This window comes from Planctomycetaceae bacterium (assembly GCA_041398785.1).
Taxonomy (GTDB): domain Bacteria; phylum Planctomycetota; class Planctomycetia; order Planctomycetales; family Planctomycetaceae; genus JAWKUA01.
In genome coordinates this window covers 12,630-34,146 of sequence record JAWKUA010000037.1, presented here as the reverse complement: position 1 = coordinate 34,146, position 21,517 = coordinate 12,630, and the positions used below count along the sequence as shown (strand labels likewise).

At 61.3% G+C, this 21,517-nt stretch carries 7 protein-coding genes; 3 read left to right on the top strand and 4 right to left on the bottom strand.

Annotated elements, in window-relative coordinates; translation table 11 throughout:
• Positions 1–450: 450 nt before the first annotated feature.
• A complete protein-coding gene (locus R3C19_25685; GenBank protein ID MEZ6063754.1) occupies positions 451–1,884 on the top strand; it encodes an outer membrane beta-barrel protein in 1,434 nt (477 codons plus the stop codon).
• 248 nt (positions 1,885–2,132) lie between these two features.
• Here R3C19_25685 and R3C19_25680 read toward each other — a convergent pair whose 3' ends face one another.
• Positions 2,133–10,664 (bottom strand): hypothetical protein, encoded by an 8,532-nt coding sequence (locus tag R3C19_25680; protein MEZ6063753.1) that lies wholly within the window; start codon positions 10,662–10,664, stop codon positions 2,133–2,135.
• 170 nt (positions 10,665–10,834) lie between these two features.
• Between R3C19_25680 and R3C19_25675 the strand changes: the two genes are divergently transcribed.
• Positions 10,835–11,539: a sigma-70 family RNA polymerase sigma factor gene (locus tag R3C19_25675; GenBank protein MEZ6063752.1), complete on the top strand. Its 705-nt coding sequence runs from the start codon at positions 10,835–10,837 to the stop codon at positions 11,537–11,539.
• 15 nt (positions 11,540–11,554) lie between these two features.
• Positions 11,555–15,127: a serine/threonine-protein kinase gene (locus R3C19_25670; protein ID MEZ6063751.1), complete on the top strand. Its 3,573-nt coding sequence runs from the start codon at positions 11,555–11,557 to the stop codon at positions 15,125–15,127.
• Positions 15,128–15,336: 209 nt separating this feature from the next.
• Here R3C19_25670 and R3C19_25665 read toward each other — a convergent pair whose 3' ends face one another.
• From R3C19_25665 to R3C19_25655, 3 genes are all read right to left on the bottom strand, one after another.
• Positions 15,337–18,381 carry a PD-(D/E)XK nuclease family protein gene (locus R3C19_25665; protein ID MEZ6063750.1) on the bottom strand — a complete coding sequence of 1,015 codons (3,045 nt, stop codon included), beginning with the start codon at positions 18,379–18,381 and terminating at the stop codon, positions 15,337–15,339.
• Between the two features lie 46 nt (positions 18,382–18,427).
• Entirely contained in the window at positions 18,428–19,705 is a 1,278-nt protein-coding gene (locus tag R3C19_25660; protein MEZ6063749.1) for an MFS transporter, read from the bottom strand.
• A gap of 266 nt (positions 19,706–19,971) precedes the next feature.
• On the bottom strand, positions 19,972–21,513 hold the full coding sequence (locus tag R3C19_25655) for a hypothetical protein (protein ID MEZ6063748.1): 1,542 nt from the start codon (positions 21,511–21,513) through the stop codon (positions 19,972–19,974).
• Positions 21,514–21,517: the final 4 nt, after the last annotated feature.

The window sequence follows — 21,517 nt, the reverse complement described above, 5'->3', positions numbered from 1 at the left end:
CGTCGGATGCAATTCCGCGCTGAACTTCGGTGGTGTCGGACCTTCGTGATAACGCTTCCTTCGTCGCTCAGCGAACCGGCGAATTCTGCCGATCGATCCGCGGTTCTGTGCATTGTCAGCGATTGCGCAAGACAGCGGATCTGATCGCATTGCACGCGACCGTGCGATTGCCGGGATCGCAGGGAGTTTTCGACCGGGTTTGAATGGAAACAACCCGAAGTTGCTACGCAAAAGTTCGCCGACATTCGATTCGTCCGCCGATAGGAAATGTGTCTGTAGTGACGAAGCCGCGTGGTGCGGCTTCGGATTTCCGCCGTCGCTTACCCGGATTGCAGTGACTCCGCCGGTGACTGACGGCAGAACTGACCGATGGCCGCATCTTCATTTTCCGCCGGGGAGGGCGGATTGAGTTGCGGTACAGGGATGAATGCGAAGGATTGAATAATGGTCATGCGATCATGGAGATCGCTCCTTGCGGGAGTTGCCGTCTCTGTCGGCATGGGAGCAGCACCGACTGCTTTCGCCGGCGGCGGAGGATGCACACCGTGCGGAGACATGTGTGCCCCGTCATGCCAGCACTGCGAACAGATCTTCGCCGATGCCGGACAACGGCTGACGGACCAACTGGCATCGATGAGCTGTTGCGGTACCTGCGGTGACGCGGCCTGCGGCGGTTGTGGAACGACGCAGTGTTTCACCGCTGATGATCTGTGCAGCAGCGCTGCCTGCGGCGACCCCGGCTGCGCAGAATCCGGCTGCGGTGAAGGCTGCGACGGCGGAAACGGAAAGGGCTGCGGCCTGTTCGGCGAATGCGGCGACGGCATCGAATTCGGCGGCTGGACGCAGTTCGGCTACCAGTCGGGGCCGGATGGAGCGTTCAGCGGCAACGGCGCGTTCAATAACGTCAATTTCGGACCCGGCGCCGGACTGAACAATTCCAATGAATGGAACAACTTTCAGTTGAACCAGCAGGGCCTGTACATCAACAAGACGGCTGACGGCAGCAACGGCATTGGATTTGGATTCCGTGCCGAAATGATCTACGGCGTGGATGGCAACGAAGCTCAGTCGTTCGGCAACAATCCCGGACGGTATGACTTCAATGCACGCTGGAATCACGGAATCTACGAATGGGCTCTGCCGCAGTTGTATGCGGAAGTGGCTGCCGGAGATTTGTCCGTAAAGCTGGGACACTTCTATACGCTGATCGGCTACGAAGTCATCCCGTCGGGCGGCAATTTCTTCCTGAGCCGTCAGTTGACGTTCTACAACAGTGAGCCGTTTACTCACACCGGCGCTTTGGCAACGTACACGGCCAGTGACGAACTGCAGGTGATGGGTGGCTGGACGCTGGGCATGGACACCGGCTTTGATCAGTTCGCGGGAGGCAGCAGCTTCCTCGGCGGATTCATCTACACGATGTCCGAAGCCACCACGTTCACCTACATGATGACGGTCGGAAACCTCGGGTGGCGAGGCAACGGTGCAATCAACAGCGTGATCCTGACGCATGACTGGTCCGACAAGTGGTCCAGCGTGCATCAGTTTGACGTGCTGGGCAGTGATGCATCTACGCGGTTTGGTTCCAATTTCGCTGCCAACGGCGTCGCGGATAACTCCACCGGCCTGATCAACTACCTGTTCTATACCATCAACGACAAGTTGAAGGCCGGTGTCCGACAGGAGTGGTATAAGGCCGACGGGATTTCCTACAACACGATGACCTACGGCGTGAACATCACTCCCGTGGAAAACTTCGTCATTCGTCCGGAAGTTCGACAGATGTGGGCTCCTGGCGCCACCAACGGGGGTGCTCAGGCAGTCGGTCATTCCAGCCTGTTCAACTCAACGGTGTTTGGTGTCGACGCGATCCTGACCTATTGACGTGTACCTGGTTGCCGCAGCTTTGGGCGGCGACTTTCTGAATTCTCAGCCACGGCGGAACTCCGTTGTTCTGCCGCGGCTTTTTTCTTCGCCAATACGACGCCGCGTTGCCGCCCGGATGTTTTTTTCCGTCGGATGCAGCGATCGATAAATGTGTCCAGGCACACTTTGGCGAACGTTTCGGACGGTCTGTTCCACACGCCTCGACAGCGACCGCCGAACCTCACGCAGTCAGATGCGATCGCGGCCTACACCGTGAACGTCAGTGCTGCGGACCACAGGCCGGCCCTTCCGTCCGGGTTGATGGCGCGAACCCACCAGCGGTAGGTTCCGGCTGGCAGTGTCGGAACTGTGAATTCGGTCGACGCAAGATCGTTGACGTACAAGACTCGTGTGGCCGGGCTCGGTGCGATGCGATTGACCCAGAGTTCGTACCGGGCGGCTCCGGTGGCGGACTGCCACGTGAACGTCACCGGAACGGACACGGCCGCGCCGCCGCCTGGTGCAATCAGCGCTACTCGCGCGGGAGGCGTGCGGAAGCGATGTATCAGGCTCCACGGCCCCGACTCACCCGTCGCATCGACGGCGCGGACGCGCACCGAGTATTCCTGTCCGGTCTCCAAAGGCTGCGGCGGAGCGAACGAGGTTTGTGTCAGGCCGGTCTCATGCACGACCAGTCCGCCTGTCGAGTTGGTCACTTCCAGTTCATACCGGACCGCGCCTGCGACGCTGGTCCACGTGATTGCCGACGCTGCGGTCGCGTTGGCTGACGCTGGACCCAGAATCGCGATCTGAGCGAACGTACTGAATGTTTCCGGGCTGCTCCATGCGGCCGCGTAACCCGCGACACCCTGAGCCTGAACCCAAACGCGGTACGTTCCGGCCGGCAGAGGCTCGGCCGGAGTGAACGTGGTTGCCGTCAGGTTCTCGACGCGGATCTTCATGCTGACGTATTCCGGAGTCAGTTGCCGGACCCACAGGTCGTACGACTCGGCACCCGCGACCGGCTTCCATTCGAATGTCGGTCGACCGCTGACGACGGCTCCGATCGGCGAAACCACTTCCGTCGGCGTGATGACGTCCAGCTGCGAAGACGTCCACGAGCCGGGATAGCTATCCGGGCCGATTGCTCGCAGCCAGACGACGTACTTTCCGATCGGCAACGGTGCGGCAGGCGTAAACATCGTCTCGGCCAGGGCCTGCTCGCGAATGAACTGACTCTGCCCTGTCGTCAGGTTGTCGACCCACAGGTCATAACGAACGGCACCGGCGACCGGCGTCCATTGAACTTGCGGCAGCGGGTCGCGAGAGAACCGCGAGACCGACAACTGCGAAACCGGACGAATTCCCACCGTAAAGGCGTCGCTCCAGTCGCTGCGCAGATCGCCGGGCAGGACGCCCCGAACTCGAAACTGATGCAATCCAATCGGCAGATCGTCGATGGGTTGATGCGACGGCTCAAATTGTTCCGTCACGACGGGGTCGCTGTTGCCTGTCAGCCAGATTGATTCCAGTTCGTACGACGTCGCATTGGGATCCAGCGACCAGGTCAGTTCCGGCCGAGGATTCCGCTGATCGCCGGACGGGCCTGAAATCACCGGCGCATTCAGTGTCGCATTCGCCGATTCGATCCGGTCGAACGTTACCGGACGCCGGCCGGTCACGAAAAACGCACCGTCGTCGCTTTCCGGCCCGGCATGGAACGCGGCTCCGGGAGCGCTGACGTTTAGTGTGTCGCCGAAACCGATCGGAGCACCGCCGTCGATGAAGAAGCTCGTCGAAGTGGACGGCATGACGTGGAACGTGTCGAGTCCGTCACCGCCGAATACACTCACGCTGCCGATGTTCGACAGTCCGACCGCCTTCAATCCGCCGCCGACATCGATCATCGTGTCCGCGACCGTGACCGTATCGTCAAAGATTGTCGCGTAAATATCGAGCTGCCTGATCGGAAGCTGCGAACCGGTCGGCGGAGCGGCCCCGGAGACCGTCAGTACACCGCTCGTTAAGACATCGTAGCTGCGACCAGCGGCGGCGATATGCACTTCCGCAGACGAAGTCGGCGTGAGCGACACGCGGCTCACCGTATCCGGTGCGCCGGCGATGACCACGCTTTCGCTGCCGGCGTTCACGGCGAAGCCTTCCACTGCAGCGCTTTCGATGGTTCGCGAATCGATGATCGTGCCGGGCAAGGCCAGTCCGACCGGGCTGCCCGCCGGAGTAACCACCGACAGCAGATCGAGTCCGTCGCCGCCGTCCACGGTGAACGCGCCGTTCAGGCCGCTGGTGACGCCGAAGGTATCGTCGCCGGAGTTCCCGAATGCCGCGAAGATCTCTGTGTTGAAATGTCCGAACGTTTGGCCGTTCACCGTCAGCGTTGCCGCATCAAATGTCAGCACATCGGAATTCACCGTGCCGAAGACCTTCAGTTGATCGATGCCGCTGCTAGGATTGACAGTGACAGTCTCAAAGTCGGCCAGCTCCAGCGGTGTCGAATTGTTGAACCGCAGCCGCGATTCTCTGTAGCCCAGCGGAGTCAGTTCCACCGCGTCGTTCAGTCGCGGTGAGCCGGATTCCTGCTCTTCGGCCGTTCCAATGTCACCGAACGCTTCGAAGGTATCTGTTCCCGAACGGCCGTTGACCGCGATGTGTTCGATTCCGAAGAACTCCAGCCGATTTCTGTCGAGCGACAACGTTCCTGCCGCCGCGGAGGCCGGATGAGGCTGATACGCGAACATGTCATCGCCCGCTGTTCCGGCGAGACGGATTTCATCTGCATCAGCCGGTTCAGCGCCGTGTACGACGACGACTCCGCCGACTGACAGGCCGGCCGACAGACTCGAAATGCCGAACACGTCGCTTCCGCCCAGACCGTCGAGTGTGACCGAGGACTTGCCTGCGAATTCGTATGTCTCATTTCCGTCAATCGAAACGACGCCGGTCGCCAGGCCGAAGGGATTCACCGAATTCGTGATACCGCTGTTTGGTCCGGTTGTCAGACCGATCGCGTTGTCGGCATTCGTACCGCTCACGGTCAGTGTTCCCGGTGTTGAATCGATGATTGGTTCCAGGCCGCTGAATGTCACGCGGCTGACGCCCGCCATGCTGGTCCGTTCGATGAGGCCGTCTGCCGTTCCCGGACCGGCGTCATAAACTGAGTCCACGACCTGCGTGCCGCGAAACAGCAGCGTGTCCCGACCATCACCGCCGTCGAAGAAGAGTCCGCCTGGCAGCGAAATCACACCTTCGGACTCGTCGATCATCAGAACATCGTCGCCTCCGCGCCCGTTAAATCTGAGCCCGCCGACTCCCGCGAACCGGACTTCCGGGCCGCTGCCGACGATCCTCACACCGGTCGGATTCCAAACATTGCCGAACCGCCGTGCCGTCAACTCGTCGCTGGTCGCATCGCCGCCGCTGATGATGCCGACATCCGTCGCGCGCAGGTTCGCCGTGTAGCTGTTCGCTCCGCCCAGCGTGTTGAAGTCGAACTCGACGCTGCTGTGTCCGTTGGTGCTTTCGATCGTCAGGTTGTCAAGGCCGGACGCGTTGAGCGCCGTTCGCAGCAGGCCGATCAGAATCGCGTCCTGTCCGGCTGTGTTGCCAACAACTCGCAGCAGGCCGATCAGGACTCCGGTTTCGTCGACGCCGCCCGGTACGCGCGGCGTTGCGACTGTCAGGTTGTCGTTGCCGTCGCCGTCAAACACGAGATTGCCGAAGCCGGTCGTGATCAGCGAGCCGCCCAGCCCTGTGATCAACTGGGCGGTCGAACCTGGTTCCGTGGGTTCGTCTTCCGGCTGTTCCACGCGGACGTTGCCAGCCAGCGTTGAAAGATCCACCTGCAACGAACTGAGCTGATTCTGAGTACTGATTGCCAGCGTGCCGCTGAAATCTTCGAAGCGGAACTGATTGTTTCCCGATGTCAGCGTGAACGATTCCTCTCCGGGAATGAGTGTGAGATTCTCAAGCGTCGAACCCAGATCGATTCGGCTGACTTGCTGCTGACCGACAACGCCTGCACCGGAAACCACCACACGTTCGATTCGATCGAAGCTGACCGGTGGCAATGGTCCATCCGCAAACTGGCCGAACTGAACCGCATCGAGCTGCACGCTGCCGGAATCGTTTTCGGGGCCGGCAAACGGCCAGTTGACGCGAACCGGGTACGCCAGGCCGACGCCGGTAAAGAACTCGTAATCCAGGTTGTCGGCAAGGATGTTGACGAGGTCTCCGGTGGGAGACGTTGCGATTGGATCGCCGCCATCGATTTTGATCGGCACGATTCCCGGCCGAATGAAGAATCCATCGTTTCCGGCGGCTCCGTTCAACACCAGCGACTCCAGATTGGGAGTGGCGCGAAGAGGATTGAACGGCAGTGAGTCGTTACCAACCACCTGTTCGAGCTGCACAGACGCGTCGATCTCCAGCCCATTCGTCAGCACTTCGATTTCCGTCATCGTGGATTGAACAAAGGCCAGCCACGTTCGGCTTGTTTCGCGGAGCCATGTGATGGAGTCATCACCCGACGTTCCGTTGATGACGATTTGATCGTGCCCCGGATCCATCACTCCGGGACCGAGATTGAAGGCCAGGTCGGCGCGAATTCTGTCACCGCCAAACACAGTGAACACCGGCGAAGTGCCGCGCGGACTGCCCTCATGGACGACACTCACGAAGGTCTCGTGCGGCGAGAAGGTCAGCGTGTCGTCAACGTCCGGAAGGCCCTGAAAATAGACTCGCCGCACTTCGCCTTCCGGCTTCAGCAAATTGATGGTGCCTACGCCGTCGTAGAACAACGACGGATTCAGTCGCGTGAATGACGCAGGTGCCAGTGAGTATTCCAGTTGCTGGTTGCCACCAGCGTCCGTGACGACTGACAGCGAATACGCATACGGATCGTACGACGCGTTGACGATCTCCTGCGTGAAGGGGTTGACAAAGATGTTCGTTCCGTTGGTCAGATCGGCATTCGTCCGCTGCGTCACGTAATCGAGTCTGTCGTTTCCGGAATAGCCATGACCGGCTCCGAGATCACCTGGAGAAGTCTGAAGTCCGTCACCGGAGACGCGGAACTGAGGAATGATCTGATCCCGCGCGTCAGCGACGTCAATCCGAGTCTGGTCCTGACCTTCGCCCATCTGGAACTCCACTAACAATCTGTGTTGCGGATCACGGGACTGCGTCGGAAAGCGAATGTCCTGACCATTCGCGCGGATTGCCCAGGTGTCGTTCCGCCCTGCATCGGGTTCAAAACGGAAGACATCGTTTTCGTTCGTGTCCAGGAATCGCAGTGAGTCGCTTTCCTGACCGGGGTCGATGGTAATCTGTTCGACATCGACAATCGTCAGCGGCGTCGATTCGTTAAACCGCAGCCACGTCTGTTCAACAACCGTGCCGTTGCCGACGTTCGAAGGATTCGGTGTCGAGTCCGACCGGATTTGCACCAGATCGTCTCGACTGGCCGAACTGATACTGCCGCGTCCATGCTGCGCTGCTGTGTAGCTGATCGCGGTTTGCGGGCTGCTGTTGTTCGCGTCGGCTTCGCGGGCTGCGGAGTTGAACACCGGGAACACGACAATTTCGTAGTCGCTTTCACCGTCCGCGCTGCCGTTGGTGACTTCCAGATAGTAGATGCCGGATTCCAGCGGCATCGAAAGTAGTGACGTCGACGCCGCACCGGGAATGTTCGAGCCGCTCAGAATCTCCGTTTCGCCGTCAGCACCCAGCAGTCGCAGCCGCGCGGCGGTGAACTCGCCGTTGCCGTTTGGATCGTTGTTGACGATCACACCGACTCGCCCGCTCTGATCGATCGTCACTGCGACTTCGCCGCCGAGGACACGACCGCTTTGGTCGATGGTGACTGCGATTTCGCCATTGATCACGCGACCGCTTTGGTCGATGGTGACGGAAATTGGTCCTCTGAGGACACGGCCGCTCTGGTCAATGGTGACCGACACCTGCCCGCCGGTGACAGTCCCGGCAACGCGCCCGCTCTGATCGATGGTGACGGAAATCCGGCCGCCGATGAGCTGTCCGTTGTCATCAACAGTCAGCACAACGGCACCGGCTCCGCCCAGCGACAGGCTGATGTCTCCGCCGCCGACGATCTCATCGCTGTTGTTGATGTTGACGGAGATGTCACCGTTCAGGATCGGATTCGTGACGCGATCGCTGTTGTTGATGTTCACTGCGATCAGATCGACGTCGCCACTGCCGGCAACGACCTGACCGGTTCGCGCAATGCGACCACTCTGATCGATCGTCACCGCGATCGGATCGACGTCGCCGACGGCATTGTTCGGTTCCGCCTCCGGCTGGAACTCGCTGAGTCCGACCACTCCGCCGATCAGGTCAAACTCGCCGATGTTCTGTCCGTCACTGCTGCCGACGGTGAACGTCACGTCGAACAGACCGTCAGGAACCGCCGCACCCGCGATGACGGCCGCGTGGAATGGTGCGTCGTCGTTGTTGCCCGCATCCGCGAACGGATGGAGTCCGCCGGCGCCGCTCGCAGCCAGTGATGGATCCGCTCCGCCGGCGCCCTCCGATGCGAAGGCTGCCGCGAAGATTTTCGCGGCCTCCGAATCCGGAACCGTCGTCGTAAACGACCGTGTCGACGTGCCGGAGTTTCCAATCGTTGTGATCGCGTCACTGCCGGTCCCGCCGGCCACCGTCACGTCTTCGATTCCGAAGAACAGCAGGCCGCCGCCGAGTCCCGTGATCACGCCCGCGTCCGGCAGTTCCGGGTGTGGCAGATACCCGAAGATGTCATCGCCCGGTGTGCCGGACACAATAAGTTCGTCGCCGTCGGCCGGATCGCCGCCCTGCACGACGACGATTCCGCCCGGCACCAGGCCGCTGGCCAGATTCGAGATCCCGAACACGTCCTGCCCCGCCAGTCCGTCGATCGTAACCACCGACTTGTTCGCGAATTCATACGTTTCGAAACCATCGATCGCCGCGATACCGGTCGCAGCCCCGGTTGAATTCACCGCGTTCATGACGCCGCTGTTCGGCCCATTCGCAAGATTGACCGCGTTGTCGGCATTGGTACCGAAGAGTGTCAGCGTGCCCGGCGTCGCGTCAAAGATCGGTTCCAGTCCGGTGAAGGATACCAGGCTTGTTGCGCCGGGACCGATGCGTTCGATGAACCCGCCACTGGCTTCCGGGCCAACGCGGTACGTCGCCGCGACGTTGATCGTCCCGGCAAAACGAAGCGAGTCCTGCCTGTCGCCGCCGTTGAACTGAATTCCGCCGGGGACATTGATTAGACCGTTCGATTCATCGATGGTCAGCGAATCGGTACCGGCAAGCGTGTTGATGACGACCGCCGACGTCAGAGCAATCGGCTGCGACATCAACAGAGCGTTCGAGTCGGCGTCGATGAGTTCAACCGTGTCCCGCGCCGCGTTGAGCCGCAGAATCAGGTTCTCGTTTGCTGCCGTTCCGGAAAATTCCAGCGGGGCAGCCGCACCACCGCCCGACGGCTGATTCAGCAGGCTCAGCGTTTCGATCCCGGAATAACCGACTGTCCCGGTGCCGCCTGCAAAGCTGACGTCGATCATGCCGTCACCCGCAGCGCTGGTGTTGTGCGTGAACGCGGTGTTCGCGAGGTCGACTTCAAGCGTATCCCCGGACGCGCCGACATCCGGCGCGAGAGCTTCAACCAGGCGGGTTATTCCGCTGAGTGCATCGATGCGAAGCGTGTCCGGAAACGGCGAGCCGACAAAGTTCTCAATCGACCCGCTGAACTGAAACGTGCCGCCACCGGAACCGAATGACTGGGCCGCCGTGTCATCCAGATCGACTGTCACGCCCGTGCCGTCACCGTGATCGTAGGACAGCAGGCTGAATGTGTCGGAACCATCACCGGAAGCTTCGTCAAACGTGTCGGTGCCCTGAGCTCGGCCGCCGAGCACCAGATAGGTGTCGTCGCCGAACCCGCCAACAAGCGTGTCGTCAGAACCTTCAAGACCGAACAACGTGTCGTTCCCGTTTCCGCCGATCACGATGCCGCCGGCGTTCAGGGTGTTGTCCAGATCGTTGCCGATCAGAGTGTTGCCGCCGAAGTTCAGGCACGCGTTTTCGATAGCCGCCGAACTCCCCAGCGTCAGTGTCAGCAGCGACGTCGCGTCGCTGAACACGGTCTGAGCCGCGCCGGTGCTCAGGTCGAGAATCGCGCCGCCGGCGTCCGTGAAGACGCACACGAAATCGATTCCGCCGCCGGATTCATCAATCACGTCATTGTGGGACGTGCCCGCAGTGACAAAGAATTCATACTGGTCGTCCCCTGCGCCGCCCGTCAGCAGGTCGTTGCCGTCACCGCCGTCGATCGAGTCCTGGAAGGGTGAACCGATCACGAAGTCATCGCCGGCTCCCGCCGCAAGTCGCAGTGACAGTACGGGTGAGCTGAATCCGTCTGCGGCTGTCACACCCGACATGTCGATCGTGTTCGCGAAATCTCCGATTGCCGTCACTTCGATGAAGTCAACTGCCGACGCGGAAACGGCTCCCGAATCCGGATCACTGCCATTGATCTTGACGTCGCCGCCGCTGCCAGTGACGACGATGTTGTCCGCAGCGTCTGCTGTAACGGTGAGCGTTCCGCCGGCGAAAACGGACGTGACGGCCAGAAGAGTTCTGTCTTCCAGTTGCTGAGCCGCAGGAAGCGAGGACCAGCGGGCGATCCGGGCTCGTCTGGTGCGTCGCGGCCTTCGGGCGGTCGCTGAAAGACAGAGCGGAACGCGTTGAAGCAGAGTTCGCAGGGAGCATCGAATCATGACGGCACCTTTTGGAAAACCGGAGTGGCGTGGGAAGGGCGAATCCGGGCTGCCGGCGGTTGTCAGGACGACCGCCACGGTGCTGTACTGCGAAGGCTCGTTCCGTTCGTACCGCCCGTGCGGCAAAATCTCCAAAAACCTGCGTACGAATTTCCTTCCAATCGCAGATCATGAAGAAGGACACGACACTGACTCACATTGCCGCCGCCGGAATCGACATGACCGGTTCTCAACCACCTGAACAGGATCCTGACCTGGGCGTGCTGTTCGCCGAACACCGCGACCGGCTGCGGCGAATGGTGCAGCTTCGGATGGATCGGCGACTGCAGGGCCGCGTCGATCCGTCGGACGTGATCCAGGATGCATACATGGATGCGACGCGACGGTTTGACGAGTACCGGTCTCGCCCCGACGTGAGTGCGTTCGTCTGGCTGCGATTCCTGACGACTCAGCGACTGGCGCAACTGCACCGGCACCATCTGGGAGTCCGGGCCCGGGACGCCGGGCGCGAAGTTTCCATCTTTGCAGGAGCCGGCCCGGAAGCGTCGTCCGTGGTGCTGGCCGAAAAACTGGTCGGCCGGCTGACGTCTCCAAGCAGCGTGCTGAATCGCGTCGAAATGCGGCAGCAGGTTCTGGACGCGCTGAACCGGATGGACGAAAACGATCGTGAAATACTGGCCCTGCGCCACTTCGAACAACTGGACAACGCGGAGACGGCTCAGGTCCTGCAAATCGCCAAACAGGCCGCCTACAAGCGATACGTGCGGGCGATCAGACGACTGAAGGAACTGCTGGACAAGCCCGGCGGCTGGCCCGGTTGCGGCATCCGCGACGACGGAGCAGCCGGTCGCAGCGACGCATTGAACCAGAGCTGAGACAGGTGGTTTTCGATGAGTTCCAGCCATGAAGACGAACTCGGCCGGCTGATGGACGAGTTCCTTGAACGCCGACGTCGCGGCGAGTATCCGTCACTGTCGGAATTCGTGCAGCGCCATCCGGAACTGGAAGACGACATCCGCGAACTGTTTCCGGCGGTGGCGCGACTGGAACAGGCGGAACTGTCACAGCCGGCCGTCGAGGGCGGTGCCATGCTGATGCCCGATGGCAGTGAACTCCGGCGGCTGGGCGACTTTCGAATCGAGCGCGAAATCGGTCGCGGCGGGATGGGTGTCGTCTACGAAGCCATTCAGGAATCGCTCGGACGGACAGTCGCACTCAAAGTTCTGGTCGGCATGGCGGCGCTCGACAGTCAGCGGCGGCAGCGTTTTCTGCGCGAATCACGAACGGCCGCCATGCTGCACCATTCGAACATCGTGCCGGTCTTCGGCGTCGGAGAACACAATGGCATTCTGTTCTATGCCATGCAGTTCATCGAAGGCCGGCCGCTGGACATGGTCCTGGAAGAACTCCGTCGCATTCGCGAACCGCAGTTATTTCGACCGGCCACTGATTCGCTGACCCGGTCGGTCGCGGCCGCATTTGATTCGGTCGCGTCCGACGCCGACGCAAACAGCAACCGATCCTCCGGGCCGGGTGTTCCGCCGCCGATATCTGTCGGCGAAGAGGCGACTGCCAGCGAATTCCACTTGCCGGCGTGTACCGGTTCCGCGGACGACAGCCGGACCGGCAGCAGTCTGACGGATCCGACCGGGCACGGAGTGCAGTACTTTCGCAACGTCGCACAGCTTGGAAGTCAGGCGGCCGACGCGATGGCCTACGCTCACGCGCGGGGCGTTCTGCACCGCGACATCAAGCCGGCGAATCTGCTGCTGGATTTGCAGGGCATCATCTGGATCGCCGACTTCGGCCTGGCGCGCACCTCCGACGACAGCCTGACTCAGCCAGGTGATCTGATCGGCACCCTTCGCTACATGGCGCCAGAGCGGTTTCACGGTGACTCGTCGGAACAAAGCGACATTTACAGTCTCGGCCTGACGTTGTACGAACTGCTGACGCTGCGGCCTGCATTCGTCGAGACGGAAAAGGCGCAACTGACTCGCACCGTCACTCAGACGTCGCCGCCGTTGCCGCGGAACATTGATCCCCGCATTCCGCGCGATCTGGAAACGATTGTGCTGAAAGCCATCGCGCGCGAACCTGCGTCTCGGTATCGAACCGCCGTCGACCTGGCCGAAGACTTGCGGCGGTTTCTGGCGGATCGTCCGATTGTCGCTCGACGAACAACGCTTCGGGAACGCATGTGGCTGTGGTGTCGGCGCAGCCCGGCGGTGGCCTCGCTGGTCGGAGTTGTTGCTCTGCTGTTGATCGTGCTGACAATCACATCAGGTACGGCCGCATTTCGTCTGCGTCGGCAAAACGTCGCCATGAACGAAAGCCTGACGCGCGCGACAGCGGCCGAGGCCAGCGAACGCACGGCTCGCGAACTCGCCGACCGGCGACTGTTTGACGCCTACCTGGCTCAGGCTCGCGCCGGGCGCTGGAGCGATCGGCCGGGAAGGAAATTCGACAGCCTGGAAGCCATCCGCAAAGCCGCTGAAATGCTGCCGAGTCTCGCTCTCGGCGAATCCGCAGTTCGGGAGTTGCGCGACGAAGCCATTGGCAGCCTGGTACTGGTGGATGTTCGGCCGGATATTCGCTGGCCCGAAGACGCGCCGCCCGGAGCCTCTGTTCGCCATACGGCTTTCGATCAACGGCTCGAACGAACAGCACGACTCGATCCGGACGGGGAAATCGTCGTTCGACGTCTGTCTGATCAGGCCGAATTGCTGCGACTTCCCGGCATGTGGCTGGACGAACACAGGACACCGCACATTCAGTTCAGCCCGGACGACGAATACCTCGCGGCCTCCGGCCAGACCGCGGACGCCGGTGTCCGCCTGCGCGTGTGGAACGTGAAGGATCGCACACTGCTGCTTGACGAAGCGCAGGACGTCTGGACGTTCGGATATCAGTATGCGTTCTCCGCCGACAGCCGGATGATGGCGATCCAGCGATCAGCGCGGCAGGTTGACATCTTCGAACTGCCTTCCGGAAAAACGATCCATCAGCTCGCCGTTTCGATGCTGAACTGCGTGGCGTTCCATCCGAACGGAAGACAACTGGCCGTTGTCACGGGATCGGGCGGCAGTGAGGTTTCGATCGTGTCGCTGGAATCCGGCGAAGTCGAATACGTGCTGCCGCATCCGCAGGGAGTTCCTCACATCACTTTCAGCGAAGACGGCAGGCTGCTTTCCGCCGCCTGCTTCGATCGAAACGTCTATGTCTGGGACACTGCCAGGCTTGACCAGCCGTGGGCAGTCTGCCGCGGACATCTCAGCAATGCCATTGCATCCGCCTTCAGCGCCGACGGTGCGCTGTTAATGTCGACGTCATACGACGGAACAACGCGACTTTGGAATCCGCGCCACGGGCGTCAGCTTGTCGCGGTCAGCGGTCGGGGAGTGAAGTTCAGTCGTGATGGCCGCTGGCTGGGCTTCAGTGATCCGGCGGCCGGATATGGACGCTTTGAAGTTTCCACCGGCAGCGAATGCCGGCTGCTGAGTACCACGCCGCCGCATGACAGCGTGGTCGCTGCGGGTTTCAGCCCGGACGGAAGGTTTGTCGCAGCGGCATCGAAAGCCAGCGGCGTCGACGTCTGGGAAGCCGCCACGGGAAGCGACGTCGCTCGCTTTCGGGGCGAACAGGGAACGTCATCCGTTTCGTTCACCGGCGATGGCCAATCGCTGATCACAGCCAGCGGCTACCTGGATGCCAGCATTGATCGCTGGTCCGTTGATGCGCTTGCGGCAGGCCGGATGACTGATCTGTTGGCGGGAAGGGAATCTCTGGCCCGCGCGACTTCGTTTCCGATCGAAGTCGCTGTCAGCCGGAATGGCCGGCGAATGGCCGCCAGTCTCGCGCCGGATGTAATTCATGCTTATGACCCTGCGGACCCGACGAATCCGGTCCGCATGAAACCGGTTCCGTCGTACAGCTGGTTCGTCGCCATCAGCCCGGATGGCCGCCGGGTCGCCGCCAGCGAAAAACGGAACCCCGATGTTCCCGTCTGGGATGCTGAAAGCGGTGACCTGCTGGTTCATCTGCGGACGACGGATTCGCTGGGCGGATTGGTCTCGTTCAGTCCTGACAACCGCTGGCTGATTGTGTCGGAGTTTGGTCGCTTCGTGTTTTATGACACGCAGACCTGGCAGGAATGCCGTCGGCTGCCAGGGGCTGGTCCGGTGTGCTATGGCCGTCTGGCGTTTACACCCGACATGAGCCTCTGCGCAGCGCTCAGCCAGCACGCGGTCACGCTGTACGATCCCGCCACGTTTCAGGACGTCGCGACGCTCAGCACATCGCAGTCCGAACAGCTCGCGACCGGCTATCCCGAAGGTACCGGCGGGCTGAGCTTCAGTCCGTCGGGGGACCAGCTTGCGGTGGGCACGATGCAGGGCACCGTGCAGCTCTGGGATGTGAAGGTCATTCGCGCCCGTCTGAAGGCGCTCGGACTGGATTGGTAGGCGGAGTCTGTTCGCGCCTGCTGCCGTGGCAGGAACCGCGCCGCGACATTCCGAGTGACAGGTCGAAAAGTTCACGTCCGAACGCGGCAGTTCGTGCATCCCGGGGCACGTTGATGTTTTTCGGGCGCGAGACCGGCGCGAGTCGGCTTCTATAGGGCGGAAGGGAGTTCGATTCTCCGGCGCGCGATTCGACTTTGCGGGCAAGCAAGTCAGACGTCGGCCGCGCCTGGACGCCGTCCGGACCAGTTTGTCAGCCAGGGAATACTGCGATCGATGACGGTTTCCTGGCACACGCGGGAATACTGCGTCGCAGTCTGATCGCGACCGAATTCAACGCGATCGATCTTCAGGTCCACAATGTCGGCCGCAACGGCGGATGCGACATCGTATGCGGCTGCCAGATCCTCGGCGGACCAGTCTGCAATGCTGAGGCCGACGGCGGAAAGGTCGCCGGGAAGGTGGATGTACCCGAGTTCGATCTCGCCGTCGACGTCGTGTGATCGGACCAGCAGTCGATACAGCGGCAATTGAAGGTCGACCCATTCACCCTTCGACCGATGGGTGGCCTCCGGCTTTCTTGCGTTTTCGCTGGTCTTGTAGTCGAGCACGCGCCAGCGGCCGGTCTTCGAATGCCGGTCAATTCGGTCGACTCGCCCCTTCAGAGAAACTTTTCGGCCTCTAGAGTCGGTGAAATCCGGGTACACCAGATCAAGTTCTGTGCCCTGAATGTTCCAGCCTTCGGCGGCCATGGTTGCCTGACACGCTGCGAACTTCCGCAGTCGGTCTTCGGCCATCTCAAGCTGCACGGCGATTGTTGCGGATCGATTTCGGCCAAACTTTCGGCGGGCGAGTCGCCTGAGTTCGTCGAGCAGAAACTGTTCGATGGATTCCGCCGTCGCGCCATGAACGAACTGCGATTTGCCAAACGCACTCAGCACATCATGAATCAGGCTGCCGAATGCCGCGGCGCTGAGTTCTCGCGTTTCGTCGTCGACCGACTTCAGGTGCAGTTCGTGCCTGAGAAAATATCGGTACGGACAATCCAGATAGTCTCGAAACGCGGTCACCGCGATCTGCTTCGGCGGTGGGGGAATCACCGGAGGTTCCGGCACGGCAAACCCGCTGCGGCGCGGTGTTGTTTCGTCGGTTGCCGGAACATCCCGGCGCGGATTCGGGTTTGGCGCTTGGGACTTGTCATCGACGGCAGCCGCTTCGTTCAACGGGGTTTCCGCGTTGTCGTTACCGTAAAACCAGCGCACACGCTTCGGCAGGTCCTGTGGTTCAACGGCGAACCACAGCCGGCTGGGAGTCAGCGGGTTGCCATCAGAGTCGGTGCGGCCCGCGATGAATGTGATCCGGTCGCGGCTGTGCATCAGAGCGGTCAGGGCATACGCGTCACGAGCGTACCGGCGATGGTTGTCGATCAGCCCGAGTCGGACGCGCAGACTGTTGGGCAGAAACACGTCGGACGTGATTGATTCGGGAATGAAGCCCTCGTTGAATCCGGTCAGGATCAATTCCGGAGCGTCGTCCATGGGAAGTTCCAGCCAGCCCAGCAGATCGATGGCCTCATCGTCCGTTTCCGGAGGAACGGCGACATCCTCAATTTGACGCAACAGAAGCTGAATCGCCTGGCCTGGCGTACACCGCGGCATCACGGCATCGGGGATTCGATGCAGGGCGTCACAGCATTCTGACAACGCCGAACAGCATTCCGTGATGGATTCGTCACGGTGGGTCGATTCGCCGTACTGATAGTCGCCATAGATTTCCGCCACCAACAGCAGCATGCCGTCGGCCCATTCGGACAACGGCCGCCTGCGAGCCAGCAGGCTGTGCAGTGAGTCGGCCGCTGCGTCATTCTGGTCATCAAACGCCAACTGCCGCTGTCGGCCCTTGTTCGTTGCGGAAGATTTTGCCGGCGAACTGTTGCGACTGATGCGCGGTCGCTGAGACATCGGCAGCAGATTCGCCAGCAGCGAATCGACGGCGCCGCAGATTGCCGTGACTACGTTGCGTGTTTCCCTGGACCCGAGAATGACGCCGGGAGTCATCGGAAGATGATCGGCCAGGTACGCGTCGAATCGAGCCAGCCAGTCGGTCGTCGCGAACGCTGTGGAACGTCTTGATTCAAGATGACGGCTGATCCACGGATCCATGTCGGGATGTCGCAACAGTTCGGCCATCGTTGCGAAGTCCGGCGGCAGACCTCCGCGAGCCGTCGCCAGGTGCGCAGCGATTGCGTCGAGCAGTCGCCAGGGCCGGCTGGAACCGACCTCGCTGCCGACCGGCCAGCGTCCCGAAACTCCGGCGTCGGCCAGTCCCTGCAGGATCACCGGGACGAGCGCCTCATTCGCAACGCCGACCACAACATCATCGGCTCGCCGGATTCGGTCCTTCGCGGAAAGTTCGCTGACGACTGCCGCAGCCTGCTCGGCGGGCCTGTCAACGATCCGTGTGGCTTCCAGCGGGATATTCAGCCTGCGATGTTCCCAGGCGTCAGGCTTCAGACAGCCAAAGTCGTCGAACGCATCCGCTTCGGAATCCGGTGCGTGGATCAGCGCTGTGACGCGATCAGCCACCTGAGCCAGCATCTGTTTCACGATCCGGTTCATGTCCACAGTGCCGATCAGCACGACATCGAAAGCCGCCGCACATTCGTGCATTTCCACGGCAACCAGTCGAGCCGCCTGGCGGTCCCACAACTGCAGGTCGTCCATCTGAGTCAGGTATTCAGCCTGAATCCGCCGCAGCGCCTTCCAGCGATCCGCTTCGGAGTGATTGCCCATCTGCGAGAGCTGAGCAAACACTTCGTCGAACTCCATGCCGTCCGCCGCCAGCTCGACGTGCTGCTTGCGAAGCGACTCACACAGCGCCAGCCACGCTGTGACTGTTTCGTCGTCGGGGATGGCGGGCAGGGCAGCGTGCAGTTCTCTTGAAGGAATCGAACTGAGAGCCTTTTTCCAGACGAGCAACTGAGTCAGATCGTCGGCGAGCTGTCGTTTCTGCTGATACAGCATCTCCGGCAGCTTTTGAAACGTCACCATTTTCGGCGGGCGAAACGCGGGCCACCGGTCTTCGCACTGTTCCACCAGAATCTCCAGCATCCTCCGCGCGGCTCGGCGCCCGGTAAACACTGCCACGACACCGCTCAGATCCAGTTCGTCGCCGACGGCGTACTTCTGAATCAAATACTCCGCCGCTGCGGGCAGCACCGGCCGATTCCAGTCAATGAAGTGGCGGGAGATGGACATGAAGAGTTCCGTTCGTCCGTTCCGTGACTCGAAGGAGCGGTCAAACTTACGAGAATGATCCGTGCCGCGGTTCGACCATTGTCAGCGTCAGCAGCCAGCCGGTGAATACGAGAAACGATATTCCGCAGAACGGAATTGCGTAGCCGATTCGTTCCACCAGTTCACCGATCAGCGGAGACAGCACGATCGGCGGTGCCATGCACAGCACCACCGTACTGACGTAGATCGGGTGGTTGACTCGCTCCGTGATTTCCAGAACGTAGTTCATCTGCATTCGAAACGTCACCGGGACGACTCCCAGCCACGCGAACGTGATCCAGTAGTATCCGGCGTCCACCAAAGACGCCAGCGTCAGCGGCAACAGCGGCGCAAACACGGCCGAAAAGAACAGGCACCGCAGCGCGCTGCGAGTTCCGCGACTGTCTGCCAGTCGGCCGCTGACCCAACTGAACGCCGCTGCTCCCAGATTCTGGGCAATCACCCAGATCATCAGCATGTCGCCGCGATAGCCGGCCTGCTGCCGTCCCAGCCGCTGATAGTGCGGGAACAACAATTGTGAGCACACGAAGAGGGCCGCCGCCAGGCACAGTCGCCGCAGTGTCGGATCAACCCGCAGCCGGACAACGGAATCCCGCAGGTGACGGCGCCGTACCGCTTGTGGCTTAACGAAATCAGGTGTTTCCTGCAGAAGACACGCCAACAGCGCAGCGAAACAGAACATCGTCCCGGTGAACAGAAAGATCCGACTGAAATGCGGCGGCTGGTGTTCGGTCCACGGTTTCATCAGGAGCCACGCTGTCGTCACAGCCAGTACCGATCCTGCTGTTCCGGCCAGTGCGATCAACCGGCCACGGCGATCCGGCTGAACGAGCTTGCCGATGATCGTGCTGTACGTCGCCTGATTGACGCCGTGAATGCAGAAGAACGCTCCGTAAGCGGCCAGAAAAAACGCCGGATACCACGTTGGCCGGTCGCCGTCGACGATCAGCAGTGACGCGCCCAGCAGCAGAAACGGCAGGCTCATCATCAGCAGGGTCAGCGTTACCCAGCGAGCCTTCCGCGGCGCTTCGCTGATTCTGTCTGACAGCAGCAGCGGAGTGATCGACTGCCCGAACCGATTCAGCGGCGGCAGCATTCCGCGAATCCAGCCGTGCGGCGTAATGCTGTCCAGAAACGCGGGCATGATGACGCTCTCCGTCTTGAAGATCCATCCCGTCCGGAACAGCATCTGTTGAGCAATCAGCACCGCCAGATTGCGAGACTCGCGCAGCTCACCGGCATCCTGACTCGGCGCGGCGTCGGTCGCGTCTTTCACCGAGTGCATGGAACTGTTGCTGACAGATTGTCCGTCCGAGTCAGCCATTTTCCTGAGGAAACTTCAAGAACGGGAACTCCCTGGCAACGACCATCGTTACCGCGATTCCGAAACTGCAGGGCTCGTCGCGGAACAGACCGCTGACTGAATGCGGAACCGGAATTGCCCCGGAGGGTGCATACCCTGGCGGCTCGTGTGACCAACCGCAAGCGGGCATCCCGTGCTTCGCCACATCAGCGAACAGCGGATTACGAACGCCCGCTCACCGGCGCAGGTCAATCCGGACACACAACGACGTGCCACGGGAACTCCGAAAACAATGCCGCCTGGCGTCGTGTGTCAACAAACAGGCAGACGTCATCCTGCGCGAGTTGCCGCAGGTTCAGCGATCCGACAAGCCGCCACTCGCGCTCATCGCTCCAGTGAATCGAACCGGAGCGATTTGAAGCAGGCTGAAAGAACACCTGCTGCGACTCCGCGAGTTCCAGCCTTTGCGACTCGTCACCGTAGATCACCGGCCGAGCGCCGAGTTCTCGCAGTGCGGTCCGCCGGACGGCGACACCGCACGGTTCGAAATCAAAGCGATGACGGTGCCTTCGAAAGACGCGTCGCTGTCGAAACTCCGTCAGCGGAACGGCTGTGAAGGACACAACGTCCGCGGTGCCGCGCACGGAATGTCGAGACGCCGCCAGTTTGCCGGTCGAAGCGATTCGCAGCAGTGCCGCAAGGGCCGACCGGTTCGAGCTGTCGCAGCCAAGGATCAGCTCGTCCAGGTAATCCTCTTCGTTCTGGTCGGGCCACGGGCCGAAACCCGGCCGGGTCCAGTGCGCGAGCCACTGATCCGGCTGTTCCAGCGGACCATCGCTTTGTGTGCAAGTTTTCGCAGCCTTCGCGGGCTTTGCATCCGGCGGAGCGACATCAAAGGTCGCCGCCGGCACCGTCAGCCCGCTGACAATCCAGGGGACGGCTCCCTGTTCGACCAGAGACTTTGATACGGATGAAGGCACGCCGGGCGAGGAAGCCATCAGCGTCACCGTACCGTCGTCCGGTTGTGCGCAGAGCTTACGTTGCAGGAGTTGTTCGATGTTGCCGCCTGCTCGGCATGACACGACGACGGTCCGCTGCCCCGCCAGTACCAGAGCCCGATCGCCGACAGCCCCCGCCGCTATTCCTGGATGCTCACGCTCCGCGGAAACGCCGTTCTGAGATACCAGGCACGAATCCGAATCGGTGGTTCCCGTCAGACACGGCGAAATGACAGCCCGCCAGCCGTGATTTCCTGGATCGCGTTCGCCGCGACAGGCAGCATCTGTCTGGTTGTCCGCCGACCGATGCTTGCCAATCGATCGCAACAGCCACTTCGCCAATTCCCGGTGCGAACACTCGTCGTTCGAATTCGAAGGCACCTCCAGTCGCAGCAGAGGCACATCGAACAGTTCGGCCGCGCGGCAAGTGGCCGCGAATGCGGTCGTTCCCGACGCAACGCACAGGCACTCACCTTCGCGAGTTCGCAGGACCGCGGTTCTCAGAAGATCATACCACCAGCGAAATCGGTCGTGCCGCAGTCCGAGCCGCGAAGAAATCACCGCCACTCGTTTCAGCCAGCAGATTCCGTCAGGCCAGAACACCAGCCGATGCCCGAGCCACTGCCGAAATACAGCCTCAGGCACGCCGGGAAATGTCGTCGTGACGAAAGGCGTCGAACCCGAGTGAAGAGCACCGTCTGCATGTGTAGATGGCTTGTCCCGCTTCCGAAGCGCGGCGTCTACGATGTTGTTTGCGGAGGCTTCGTCGATGTTGTCGGGAATCTCCCACACGCCG

What these genes read in the sequence shown, in the direction of transcription:
- R3C19_25665 (MEZ6063750.1), bottom strand. Translation starts at nt 18,381, where the DNA reads ATGTCCATCTCCCGCCACTTCATTGACTGGAATCGGCCGGTGCTGCCC.
- R3C19_25670 (MEZ6063751.1), top strand. Translation starts at nt 11,555, where the DNA reads ATGAGTTCCAGCCATGAAGACGAACTCGGCCGGCTGATGGACGAGTTC.
- R3C19_25660 (MEZ6063749.1), bottom strand. Translation starts at nt 19,705, where the DNA reads ATGCACTCGGTGAAAGACGCGACCGACGCCGCGCCGAGTCAGGATGCC.
- R3C19_25675 (MEZ6063752.1), top strand. Translation starts at nt 10,835, where the DNA reads ATGAAGAAGGACACGACACTGACTCACATTGCCGCCGCCGGAATCGAC.
- R3C19_25680 (MEZ6063753.1), bottom strand. Translation starts at nt 10,664, where the DNA reads ATGATTCGATGCTCCCTGCGAACTCTGCTTCAACGCGTTCCGCTCTGT.
- R3C19_25685 (MEZ6063754.1), top strand. Translation starts at nt 451, where the DNA reads ATGCGATCATGGAGATCGCTCCTTGCGGGAGTTGCCGTCTCTGTCGGC.